We start from the raw sequence: 12,517 nt of genomic DNA, 5'->3' as shown, positions 1-12,517 counted from the left end.
ACCTCTCCTTTGATCCTATGTGATAAAAGAAAATGGAACACGCCCTCGGAAGATGTACCGGATCATTCAAGCAGTCGAATATAAATCCTCCGAGATGCGCGGTGTATTGAACGTCAAATTCAATAATTAACGTGTGAACGCAGCCGTCACCCCTCCGTCAATGGTGAGCATGCAGCCTGTTGTTTTTTCGGCCTTAGATGAGGCAAAGAAAGCAACGCCTTCCGCTATGTCCCTAGGATAAATATTGACGAGCAGCGTTGTACGCTTGCGATAATGCTCCTCCAGTTGATCTGGCTCAATGCCATAGGCAGCCGCACGTTCATTGCGCCAGTTGGAATTCCAGATCGCTGACCCTTGTAGAATGGCATCCGGCAGAATGGTATTGACACGGATACCGTATTCTCCACCTTCTGCTGCGATGCAGCGGGCAAGATGTGCTTCAAGCGCCTTGGCGGAGCTATAGGCGGTGACATTCTTGCCGGCATAAATGGAGTTTTTCGAGCCGATAAACACCATGCTGCCCCCGATACCCTGCTCCTTCATTAGTTTGAAGGCTTCGCGTGCAACGAGGAAATAACCTGTTCCCAGAACATTGATATTGAGGTTCCATTCCTTGAGTGACGTTTCATCAAAAGGACTGGAAGTGGCGAGTCCAGCATTATTCACAATAATATCGACTCCACCGTAGGTAAGTGCGGTTTCCGCGTATGCTCTGTGAATCTGCTCTTCACTGGTTACATCCATCTGAACAGGAATAGCTCGATGTTCCCCATACTGACTGTTTATTTCGTCAGCTACCTTCTGAGCCCCTTCCAAATTTAGATCAGCAAGTATAACATGGGCTCCTTCGGATACGAGCAGTCTCGCTGTTTCGCTGCCGATTCCTCCTGCTCCGCCTGTAATAAGCGCAACCTTTCTTGAGAATTCCGTCTCTGCCGGTGCCAGCGACAATTTATACAGCTCAAGCGGCCAATACTCTACATTATAGGATTCGTTCTCGCTGAGTGATACGAATTGCCCAAGCGTGGTAGCACCCCTCATCACAGCAATAGCACGATGATACAGTGCACCGCTTACTTTGGAATTGGACCAGCTCTTGCCTGTATTAATCATACCGATACCTGGAATTAGAATAACTCGTGGAGCGGCTTCAAACATGACGTCACCTTCATGTTTATTGCGTTCAAAATATAGTTTGTAGTTCTCTTTATAATCCTTAATGGCTGAACCAACAAGCTCCCTCAGTCCTGTCACATCCTCCGCATCTGGAGTCCAGTTCACGAAGAGCGGAACAACCTTGGTATGTACTAGATGATCCGGGCATGCCGCTCCAACCTGAGACAGCTCGGCTGAATCCCTGCCATTTACGAACTGAAGAACATCCTCTGCATCGTCAAAGGTCAGGATCATCTTCTTCTCATCGCTGACAGCTCCCCGAATAAGCGGCATAATCTGCGCTGCAATATCCTTCCTGACCTGTTGAGGCAGCGCATCATATTGGGCTCCCCCAAACAGACTGGCCTCATCTACTTTAGATTCTATATAGCTCTCCGCTTCATTAATGATACGAATGGTCTTCGCATAAACTTCTTCCGAGGTGCTCCCCCATGTGACAAGACCATGTTTCTCCATAAGAACGAGCTCCGCCTGCGGGTTACTTATAACTCCTTCTGCAATCATCTTGGATAAAGTGAATCCAGGACGAACATAGGGAACCCATACGAACCGGTCTCCGAAGATTTCCTTCGCTATTTCACGGCCGTTATCCGCACAGCAGATACTGATAATGGAATCCGGGTGTGTATGATCAACATGAGGATATGGTATAAAGGCATGCAGCAGGGTTTCAATCGAGGCACGCGGATGCTTCGCTTCAATCATACAGTTGGCTAGATAAGCGACCATGTCCTCGTCCGTCATCTCATCTCTCTCCATCAGCGGCCGGATATCGTCCAGGCGGAGACCGGTAAAATGACCAGATTTCATCGTAGCAAGATCAGATCCGCTTCCCTTAACATACATGACTTCAACATCTCTTCCGCGAAAATCCTGGATAACCGTCTTGCTGGAAGTATTTCCACCACCCCAGTTACACACCCTCCGATCCGACCCAATCAAATTCGAACGATATACTAACCTTTCGAGTCCTTCGTTTAATTGTCCTGCATTAGATTCATCCCACAGATTCTGAACCATGATCGATCCTCCCGAAATGTTGTTTTTATACTGTTGTAAACGCTTAATGGGAGTATATCACTTTTATTTTGGTTTGAATATGATTATTTTTTTGATTTTTATAGTATAAAACAAATAAAAACAACATAACAAATGTTTGTTTCAAAGAAAACCTTCATTGGACTTGCATGCTTCAAATTGATTTTCATTCATCTTGATTGCTTAGAGCATCAGGCGTAATCTAAAGCTTGCTATATCAAATGCGGAACTGTAACTCTGCCGCATTGTCCTCATACGCTGCGCATAAATTAGGAATAGTTCTAAATTTCCATTAGAAGGAGTGAGCGAAGAGCATGTTCATTGAGGTGGAATCCGGTGTAAAACTGTATGTTGAAGACCTGCGTCCACAGGATGACGGAAATGGACATACCCTCATGTTCTTGCACGGGTGGCCGGGCAATCATCGGGTCTTTGATTATGCCTATCAAATCCTGCCTCATCACCGGTTTCGCTGTATCGGCCTTGATTTTAGAGGATTCGGCAAATCAGATAAGCCTTGGCATGGTTATCAATACGATCGAATGGCAGAAGACCTGTCCGTCATCATTGATACGCTGGACCTGAAGAATGTCATACTCGTCGGATATTCATTGGGAGGTTCGGTGGCGATCCGATATATGTCCAAATATCATCATGGTTCGAAAATTGATAAGCTTCTGCTGGTATCCGCAGCTGCCCCTGTCTTTGCTAAGAGAGATGAAGAGTCCCCCTTCGGGCTCCCGGTTCCTATGATTGACCAGCTGATTGAGCAGCTGCATCAAGACCTGCCGCAAGCGATAACCGATTTTTCGGGAACGTTATTTCACCGTTATGTAAGTCCAGAATATCGAAACTGGTTTCTGCACAATTGTATGGAGAGTGCCTCGTATGCGCTTATTCAAACAGCGGTTGCACTTCGTGATGAGGATTTGTCTGAAGATGTTACATATATAGATGTGCCCACTGGTATTTTTCACGGCATTCACGATCAAGTCGTTCCATTCGCAGCAGCCGTAGCCATGCAGCAGGAAATTCCCGGATCGCTCATTTACCGATTTGAGCAAAGTGGGCATCATCTCATTTATGATGAGAAGGAAAGATTTCTTTCCACCTTGCTGTCATTTTTGAAAAATCGCTGAAGAGATCATCGTTCTTTCGTTTAATCACTATGAGAACAAGGGTATAATATACAAGCTAAACAACTAGACCAAAGGTGATGAGAGCGATGATCTATCATGTTACGTATCTGTCCCAGGGACTTCAGGTCAAAGGATATCTCAGCCTGCCCTTGGGATTTCAGTTATCGGAATCGGCGGCAAGAGATATGCTGCATGGCAGGTTTAGTTCGGATGAGCAGCCTGCCATTCAACTGACGAGTACCTTACACCAAGAAAACAATAAGGAATTTACATCAAAGAAATGGCCTGTATTTATATATTGTCGCGGCGGAATTGGCAACTTCGGCAAGGTGAGAACCCATTGGGTTGAGGAATTCTCGAAACACGATCACATCGTATTTGCCCCTTCGTATCGTGGAACAGAAGGCGGTGAAGGCCGGGATTTGTTTGGCGGAGAGGATAAACATGATGTATACGCTGCAGTTCGGTTATTGTCAGAGCTTCCCTTCGTTGATCCCGAACAGATCAGTATTATGGGATTCTCCAGAGGGGCAATCAATGCGGCTTATACCGCTCTAGAAATGCCCAGTATACATAAGCTTGTCTTGTGGAGCGGTGTATCCGACATGACTCAGACTTATGAGGATCGAGTTGACCTTAGACGTATGTTTAAACGAGTGATTGGAGGTCCTCCTTGGAAGCTTCCGGATGCTTACCTGGAGCGCTCTCCCCTATCCATCGCAGAACAGATCCCTTGTCCGATTCTGATCGTGCATGGAACCGATGATGTACAAGTCTCATTTCGTCAAGGAGAGAAATTGTTCGATCTATTAAACCGTTCACGAGATGATGTAGATTTTCATCGTTATGAAGGTCTTGGTCATCATTTCCCGGGAGAGCTTCATCAGGCTGCCATATCACGGATGTTTGACTGGATCGGAGCAGAGCCACACGAGGCTGTACTTTAATCCGTAAATCGCTCTCTCTTATGATTCCTGGCAGCAATATAGACAAAATAAGAGGAGGACGTCCCGATAGTCGGGAATGTGCCTCCTCTTCCATTATATCTGGTCTGAGCTTACCGGACGCAATCTCTCGAATCCGAGAAACCTTGTTCCTTGGCAGCTCAACATACCGCGGTCGCCCTCAACAATCAATCCGTAGTCCTCAGCCTTCACCTGCAGCTCTGTACGCTGTCCATTGGCATGCTCAAACGTTATATAATAACTCGTTCTTGCACTCGAATCTCCTGATCCGCCGCTCACATACGTTCTTCTCGTCAGCACTCGTGCTTCTTCTGTCATTTGCTCGGCTGCATTATTCTTACTCCAGACACTGATTCCGTTAATGATGGCATATAATATTGAACCTCCAATGACAAGTGAAATCACTGTAAAGACAATATTGAACAACGGCGGTGCTCCACCAAGGAAGCCTCCAAAAAATCCATCACCGTGCATATCTGGAACCTCATTAAAGAAAGTCCTCATATTAACGGGCTCTACATTCATAAACGGTCTAGAACTAAACACCTTTTCTCGACGACCTTTCTCTATTTAATTAATACAGGCTCTCTAATTCATCGATCAGTGAGCCGACATAGGCTGCCGCACTTCGAATCGGATCTGGCCGTGACATATCGACGCCTGCCAGCTTCATTAGCTCAAGCGGGCTCATGGAACCGCCAGCTTTGAGAACCTCTAACCAGCGGTCTACGGCCGGCTGGCCTTCTTCTCTGATCAACTGAGCTACAGCGGTTGAAGCTGTTAAGCCTGCAGCATACGTATAAGGGTACAAGCTCATGTAGTAATGCGGCTGGCGCATCCACGTCAATTGGGCATATTCATCAATGACAACATCTTCTCCCCAGAAGCTGGACAGAATATTCCCTTTGAGCTCGCATAATTTAACAGCCGTCAGCGGTACATTATCCATAGCGAGGTCATAAACCTGACGCTGGAGCTCTCCTTCAAGCAGATGAGTCACGAAATTATGGAAATAAGTCCCAAGCAATTGCGAAATAACCCAGCGGCGCATTCTTGGATCATGAGAACGCTGCAGCAAGTGATCTGCCAGGAGCAGCTCATTCATGGTCGAAGGCGCTTCGATGAAATAGAGTGAAGGTCTGGAATTGGTCGGACGCTGATACTTGTTCGCGAGCATAAGATGGCCGGCATGCCCTACTTCATGAGCAAGCGTAAATGCACCTCGCATATTATCCGCCCAGCTGATCAGGATATAGGAATGTACACCCGGGATAGACATACAGAAGGCACCCGTTCGTTTCCCTGCATTGTCTGCATAATCCACCCATCGGTTTGCAAATGCGTCCGCCACGATCTCTCCATATTCAGGCCCAAGAATAGACAAGGCTTCCTTGATGAGCTCTCCGGCTTCCTTATAAGTAATTCCAGGACTGAAGTCAGGGTCCAGCGGAGCTTTCAGATCAGCGAATGTCATTTCATCCAGGTTTAGCACCCTTTTCTTAAGCGCAGCGTATCTTCGCATATGAGGTGCAAGCTCTTCCTGCAAGATGTCAAGAATGTTGTGATACATCTCCGTTGTCACTTGCTGCGGCGTTAATAACATCTCGGTAACCGAATCATATCCACGCAGTCGGGACTCGATAACCTGACGCTTTACTTCTGTACCGTATGCTTCAGCGAAGGTGTTGCGGTATTTGTGGAGCGTTTCACTGAACGCTTTAAATGCATTCCGGCGCAAATCTGTGTCAGCGGATTCTACATATTTATTCTCATACAATGCAAATGATACCGGAACTTCTTCTCCCCGTCCGTCTTCTGCTGTACGGAAGGTCATATCCGCCAATTTGCTTCGTTCATATATACGATAAGGGGCTCCTATTACTTCTCCAAAGGAGGTTAGGACTTTCTCCGTTTCCGCACTAAGCCGATGCGGCTTGGTCTTGAGAAGCAATCCGAGACTGCGTTCAAAATCTTTGAGCGCGGGTTGTTTCTCTATGTAATCTTCAATGGTTCTGTCCGGAAGCGACAGAATTTCGGACTTCACAAAGGATAGCGCCGAACCAATGGCAGAAGCAGCATCTCTGGCTCTCGCGGCATTGATCTGATTCTCTGAATTAATGCTGTCTCCCGCCAAATCCAGCTGGGCGTATGCACCGATTCTGCCAATTCTCACTTGGATCTCCTCCTGAGCAATCAAGCAGGCCAGCAGCACATCAGCGCCTTCATTCAGTCTTCCTTCGTATTGAGTTACAGAGGAAATATCTTGTTGTACATCGTTTAGTTCCTTCTCCCAAGCTTCCTTCGTCTCAAATATATCTTTCAGATTCCATGTTGCTTCAAGCTCTACTTCTTTCCGGGTTAAAATTTTGGACATCACTCAAATACACCTCTCCTCAGCGATTTATTGACCATTGTATAGCACCAATAAATCCCATTGTATCATATAAAATCCTGTATTCTCTTAAATTTTGCTATAAAAAAGTGGATTCTCTCTAAATTCATAGAGAGAATCCACTGTATTCATAAACTGTTGTTCAATTATACTTTTTACTCCGGTTTGCCGTCCTTCCAGATCACAGTATCTCCATAATGCTTGCCCCAATCATACATCAATCGCAGGACAGGCATAAGACTCTGACCATGATCTGTGAGCGAATATTCTACACGAGGGGGAACCTCGGCATATACCTTACGGTGAATAAGGAGGTCCTCTTCCAGTTCACGGAGCTGGTTGGTCAGCATTTTTTGAGTAATGTGCGGGATCAACTTCTTCAGTTCACTAAAGCGCTTTGTCCCTTCGAGACCAAGATGCCAGAGGATAATCAGCTTCCACTTGCCGCCGATGACCGCAAGCGTCAGCTCCTTCTCGCAGTTAATTTCCTTTAGATTAATTCTCTCTTTTACTTCGGATGCCACTTGCATACCCCCTTCCTAAGCATTGTACTACATCATGACATTACTCAGCAAAAGAGGTGCATGAGGCGCTATTCGAGATTCGCATGCCGATGGAACATCTGCTCAGCACTCATGCCCAGCTGATTCATAAGGGTAAGAATCAGCCCGTCCAGACTGATCAATAAGGATTGCTCGAAGAGTGAGCCCATCGGCTGTAATGATTCGGTGTTTCCTTGTTCTTCCTTCGCCTTTGCTTGAATATGAATAACTCCATCTGCGAGCTGACCGCAGGTAGATTTCGGATTCGTTGTAAGCACAAGCAGCGATGCACCAAGCAGCTTCGCCTTCTCACCCATAGCTGCAAGACTTCTCGTTTCCCCTGAGCCTGAACATAATACCAGCAAATCATCCTTATCTATACTCGGAGTCGTTGTTTCCCCAACAACATACGCTGTAATACCAAGATGAGCTAACCGCATGGCGAAGGCTCTCCCCATCAGGCCAGAACGTCCTGCTCCGGCGACGAAGACCCGTTTCGACTGCTGAATCAGAGACACAGCCTGATCCATCTCAGCAGTATCCAGCAGAGAGATCACTTGCTTAAGCTCATTCAATATCAATTGTGCTTCGTTTCTATTTGTCATTCTCTTAGCCTTGCTTGATCAGCTGCTGCATTTCGGCTGCAACTGCTTTTTTATCTTCCTGGCCCGTAATGCCGCCGCCCACAATAACAAGGTCTGGACCTGCTGCAATCACTTCAGGCAAGCTATCTAGCTTGATTCCGCCAGCAACCGCTGTTTTGGCACGAGTCACTGCTTTTTTGATCGTTTGAAGGTCTTCAAAGGAGTTCTTGCCTACAGCCTGGAGGTCATATCCTGTATGCACGCAGATGTAATCCACACCGAGCTCGTCAATTTCTTTAGCACGGGTTTCAATATCTTTGACGTTGATCATGTCAACCAGGATTTGTTTTCCTTGCTTCTTCGCTTCCTCTACTGCACCCTTAATCGTCATATCATCTGTTGCACCAAGAACAGTAATAATGTCAGCGCCTGCTTCGGATGCCTTCATAATCTCATATCCGCCGGCATCCATAATTTTGAGATCTGCAAGCACCTCCAGATTAGGATATGCTGCCTTCATTTCTTTTACGGCGCGCAGGCCTTCATTAATAACAACAGGTGTACCGATTTCCACAATATCGATATAAGGCTCCACTTCTCTAACGACTTCAATTGCCTGCGGAATATCTACCAGATCAAGTGCCAGCTGTAATTTCATATCTAACATCTCTCCTTATCATTGATTACAAACCATATCTTATAACTGTTGATTACCAATGAGGAAGTACGCACTTTGAAGTGGTGTAGTTACCTCGAAGTAACTAATGTGTCATGTCAGGCTTTTCTGTTTGGTCTGCTAATCCATTTCATACCTCATGAAATGAAATCGAATCAGTCAGATTTGATAAAAAAGAATCAGCTATACTATAATTGCATTACTGTCTTGTTATAGCTCATTTGTAATAGATTCATAGAATGTAATGGGGAGGGGAAACACTTGCCATCTGTTTAACGCGCGTTGGCAAGCTAATATTCATGAGACCACCTGTCGAAGAAGCGAAGGCTCTTAATGAGCCTTCTCCACACTATCAACCTGAGGAGAAATCCTCGATTTATCAGAGAAGCGTTGCCGCGATCCGATTGATCTGTTCACGATCGCTTCTGTTCTTCTCTCTTATTATGCTGCTCAAGAGCTATATTGCTTGGTTCGGAGTATTTGAGAATGGACCCTCCTGGACCACCATGCTGAAGGAGCTTCCCTTTGTACTTATCATTTTCTGTTTGATTGAATGGTTTGCCACGAAGAGGAAACTCATGGTTTATACGATTTTCAACCTGCTGCTTACCGCGATCTTTTTTGCTGTCATTATCTATTACAAATACTATGGTGTGATCGCTACGTATAAGGCACTTGAGCAGGTGAATCAGGTCACCGCTGTCAGCAATAGTGTATTCTCTCTTATTGATCCACAATACCTGCTGATCTTCACGGATATCATCGTATTCGGGATTCTGCTCATTCGCAGCAAGGCAGCTGCCGACTGGAAGCAGGCGATTCTCAGACCAGTGAACAAGAAGCTGATTGCCTCCTTATTCTGTGTATCGCTCATTGTTTCTTCGCTCCATATTTATATCAATCGGGGTGGATTTAATGAGGTTGTCAAGGCAGAGAACATGGGCATATTCAATTACGAAGCCTATACCCTGCTGGATCAAGAAGAGCCTGAACTGGAGCCTGTCTCAAGCATCACCCAAGAACGAATCAATGAATTAAAAGGAATCGACCCGACTTCTGCACCTTCTGGTTTAGAAGGCATTGCCAAGGACAAGAACGTCATTATCATTCAGCTGGAATCGTTTCAGAATTTCCTCATCAATCTCAATATCGGCGGTATGGAAATCACGCCCAACCTGAATGAATTGGTCAAAAATAACGCGTACTTCCCGAATTTCTATCAGCAAGTAGGCCAAGGGAACACATCGGATGCCGAATTTGTTGTAAATACGTCTTATTACATCCCTCCTGACGGAGCGGCTGTACAAAGGTATGTTGAACAGGAATTGCCGAGTCTGCCCCGGCTGCTCAAGGAGCATGGATATACGACTACCACATTCCATACGAATGTCGTAGAGTTCTGGAACCGTGGCGAGCTGTACAGCTCTCTCGGATTTGACCGCTACTATGATAAATCCTTCTTCGGCGAAGAAGATACGGTATACTTCGGAGCATCCGACGATGTTCTATATCGCAAAACAGCGGAAGAACTCGAGAAAATGGATCAGGCGGATAACCCGTTTTATGCTCATGTCATCTCGATGACGGCTCATCACCCTTTTACTTTGCCTGAGGAAAAAGTCGGCATCACCCTGCCTGAACGATTCGACAATACTCTGGTTGGTGATTATATCCGTTCACAGAACTATGCGGATCGTGAGCTTGGTAAATTTATTGAGGATTTGAAGAATCGCGGAATCTGGGATAATAGTATTGTCCTGCTGTACGGAGATCACTTGGGACTCCCTACCACCTCACTAAATGAGGAAGATTTAGTATTGCTGGAGGAGGTGCTCGGTCATCCTTATGACTATCCCGACATGATTAATATTCCGTTCATCATTACTTCTTCAGATGATATGCCGGCTGGAGAACAGAAGCAGGTTGGCGGCCAGGCAGACATAATGCCGACACTAGCTGGTCTGCTCGGCATCTCATTAGATGAACATCTGCACTTTGGTCAGGATCTGTTCGTGAATAAAGAATACAACCTGCTTCCACAGCGTTATTACCTGCCGACCGGTTCATTTGTCAACAGCAGTGAAGTCTTTATCTCTGGAAGTGGGTTTGAGGATGGCTGGCATCACAAGCTGAATGGAACGAACAGCAGTAAATCACAAGCATCCGAGGAAGAATTCTATAATGCATTAGAGCTGATGCATTTATCCAACAGCTACATTCTGCAGCTCCCTCTAAAGGAATAGAAAGTCAAAAAGGCATCTGTCCCCTCCATCTGTATGAGGAAGGATCAGATGCCTTTTTTGATCATGCTCTATAACATATACAACGTATACAGCAAGGTATTACATGTATTGCCAACAGAACATGTTACATATATACAGGCCATACACAAACAGGCTTCGGAGAAGTGATCTGTTTGCCTGTATAGCTCAATTGACCATTGTCCTGGTCTACTTGGAAGAGAACAATATTGTTGCTGTCACGATTCGCTGCAAGCAGCTGATCGCCGGCAGGGGTCAGTGCAAAGTGGCGTGGATGCCCGCCTTCAGTAGAAATATGCTGTACAGTGCTCAGAGTGCCGTCCTCAGAGATCGCATACACCACGATGGTGTCATGACCGCGATTGGATCCGTATAGGAACCGCCCATCCTTGGAAACGGTAATTTCCGCGCAAGTGTTCTCCCCATCAAACCCTTCTTCTGGCAGTGTGGACAGCGTTTGCTGTTCGGTCAATGAACCTTCTTCTGCATCATATGTAAAGAAAGTAACGGTAGAATCCACTTCATTAATCACATATGCAAATTTTGCATTCGGATGGAAGACGAAATGTCGTGGGCCCGCTCCCGCATGCGTGCTTACTTCACGGTGCAGAACCAGCTTGTGTTGTTCACGGTCAATTGTGTAGACGTATATTTTATCTAGTCCAAGATCCTGAACCATAATATACTTCCCATCCGGTGAGAAAAATGCGGAATGCACATGCGGTCGATCCTGACGCTCTGGATGAGCACCCTTGCCTGAATGCTGCTTGGAATCCACCATTTGTCCCACACTTCCATCAACATTTAGCGATACGAGACTTACTGCTCCGCCGTGGTAACTGGAAATGAGCAAATATTGATGTTGAGGGTCCATCTGCACATGACAGGTTGGAGCAATTGCCGATTGGGTCCGGTTCATTAACGTGAGCTCGCCTTGCTCCGGATGAATGGCATAAGCAAGCACTTCCCCAGCCTTGGCTCCCTCTGCCGTAGTCATTTCACCAATGGCATAAACACGCAGATGTTCGGTATCGACATGAAGAAATGTCGGATTCTTCACTCCGGATGTCTCAGATAACAGACGGAGCTCGCCCGCTTGTTCACTTAATGCATATACATGAATACCAGGATCACTTGCTTCTGAATAAGAGCCCGTAAATACGAGAAGTCTAGATTGTGCTGTCATTTTGTATATTTCCTCCTTAATTGCTTGCTATGAGCACCGTTGGCTCTGTTTGTATGGATACGTTCCCAGCTACAGCTCTTGAGATCATACAGGAGCTTTCGGCTTTGTGTGCAATACGAATTGCTTTATCCATATCGTCCTGTGTCGCTGTTGACGTTAAGGTTACGACAGGAGCATGCCTAATCGCTTCGTAGGTAAAGATATTATTGGTCACATCCACTGTCGCCTCAGAGGTCAAAGTAAGGCTCTCAGTTTCCAGAGATGAACGCTCCAGCATAGCCGCCAGGGTAATGAGGTAGCAGGTTGCCGCAGCTCCCAGCAGCATTTCATCCGGATTGGTTCCAACGCCAGGTCCCCCCATTTCCTTCGGGATGGATATCTGTGTCTTCAACTGACCCGCCTCAATGGTACCATCGCTGTTCCTGCCGCCATTCCAGACAGCATTAAGTATAAAGGGATGCTTCATATTGTTAACCTCCAATCCTTCCTATCATACCATAGCCTGTCTATGGAAGAGCAATAACTAGTCTTAACGCATGAACAGCCGGGAAGACTCAA

11 protein-coding genes are annotated in these 12,517 nt (G+C 46.1%); 3 read left to right on the top strand and 8 right to left on the bottom strand.

Features of this window, described 5'->3' with window-relative positions; genetic code table 11:
* Positions 1-126: 126 nt before the first annotated feature.
* Complete coding sequence (locus tag BM415_RS05825; RefSeq protein ID WP_091155593.1) at positions 127-2,196, bottom strand: bifunctional aldolase/short-chain dehydrogenase; 2,070 nt, start codon at positions 2,194-2,196, stop codon at positions 127-129.
* Between the two features lie 332 nt (positions 2,197-2,528).
* Here BM415_RS05825 and BM415_RS05820 point away from each other — a divergent pair, with 332 nt between their 5' ends.
* Together BM415_RS05820 and BM415_RS05815 are read left to right on the top strand one after the other, a co-directional pair.
* The gene (locus tag BM415_RS05820) at positions 2,529-3,353 is read left to right on the top strand and encodes an alpha/beta fold hydrolase (protein WP_091155591.1); all 825 of its coding nucleotides are present in this window, start codon (positions 2,529-2,531) and stop codon (positions 3,351-3,353) included.
* Positions 3,354-3,439: 86 nt separating this feature from the next.
* Positions 3,440-4,300: an alpha/beta hydrolase family protein gene (locus BM415_RS05815; protein ID WP_091155588.1), complete on the top strand. Its 861-nt coding sequence runs from the start codon at positions 3,440-3,442 to the stop codon at positions 4,298-4,300.
* Positions 4,301-4,393: 93 nt separating this feature from the next.
* Here BM415_RS05815 and BM415_RS05810 read toward each other — a convergent pair whose 3' ends face one another.
* The 5 genes from BM415_RS05810 to hxlA all read right to left on the bottom strand — a co-directional run bounded on the left by BM415_RS05810 (position 4,394) and on the right by hxlA (position 8,494).
* Positions 4,394-4,792 carry a DUF2500 domain-containing protein gene (locus BM415_RS05810; RefSeq protein ID WP_091155585.1) on the bottom strand — a complete coding sequence of 133 codons (399 nt, stop codon included), beginning with the start codon at positions 4,790-4,792 and terminating at the stop codon, positions 4,394-4,396.
* Between the two features lie 100 nt (positions 4,793-4,892).
* Entirely contained in the window at positions 4,893-6,692 is a 1,800-nt protein-coding gene (gene pepF, locus BM415_RS05805; protein WP_091155582.1) for an oligoendopeptidase F, read from the bottom strand.
* Positions 6,693-6,865: 173 nt separating this feature from the next.
* Positions 6,866-7,234, bottom strand: a complete 369-nt coding sequence (locus tag BM415_RS05800) for a winged helix-turn-helix transcriptional regulator (RefSeq protein ID WP_091155579.1) — start codon at positions 7,232-7,234, stop codon at positions 6,866-6,868.
* A gap of 68 nt (positions 7,235-7,302) precedes the next feature.
* Positions 7,303-7,857 carry a 6-phospho-3-hexuloisomerase gene (hxlB, locus tag BM415_RS05795; RefSeq protein ID WP_091155578.1) on the bottom strand — a complete coding sequence of 185 codons (555 nt, stop codon included), beginning with the start codon at positions 7,855-7,857 and terminating at the stop codon, positions 7,303-7,305.
* A gap of 4 nt (positions 7,858-7,861) precedes the next feature.
* Positions 7,862-8,494, bottom strand: coding sequence for a 3-hexulose-6-phosphate synthase (gene hxlA, locus BM415_RS05790; RefSeq protein WP_091155575.1), 633 nt, complete (start codon positions 8,492-8,494; stop codon positions 7,862-7,864).
* 461 nt (positions 8,495-8,955) lie between these two features.
* Here hxlA and BM415_RS05785 point away from each other — a divergent pair, with 461 nt between their 5' ends.
* Positions 8,956-10,755 (top strand): LTA synthase family protein, encoded by a 1,800-nt coding sequence (locus BM415_RS05785; protein ID WP_244533256.1) that lies wholly within the window; start codon positions 8,956-8,958, stop codon positions 10,753-10,755.
* A gap of 124 nt (positions 10,756-10,879) precedes the next feature.
* On the opposite strand, the gene BM415_RS05780 is transcribed toward BM415_RS05785, so the two are convergent.
* Together BM415_RS05780 and BM415_RS05775 are read right to left on the bottom strand one after the other, a co-directional pair.
* A complete protein-coding gene (locus BM415_RS05780) occupies positions 10,880-11,959 on the bottom strand; it encodes a lactonase family protein (protein WP_091155571.1) in 1,080 nt (359 codons plus the stop codon).
* 16 nt (positions 11,960-11,975) lie between these two features.
* Positions 11,976-12,425 (bottom strand): OsmC family protein, encoded by a 450-nt coding sequence (locus BM415_RS05775; protein ID WP_091155568.1) that lies wholly within the window; start codon positions 12,423-12,425, stop codon positions 11,976-11,978.
* Between the last annotated feature and the right edge of the window lie 92 nt (positions 12,426-12,517).

The organism is Paenibacillus sp. 453mf (assembly GCF_900116105.1).
Classification (GTDB): Bacteria; Bacillota; Bacilli; order Paenibacillales; family Paenibacillaceae; genus Paenibacillus; species Paenibacillus provencensis.
The sequence above is the reverse complement of the archived record's forward strand: the minus strand, read 5'-3'. Positions and strand labels throughout refer to the sequence as shown.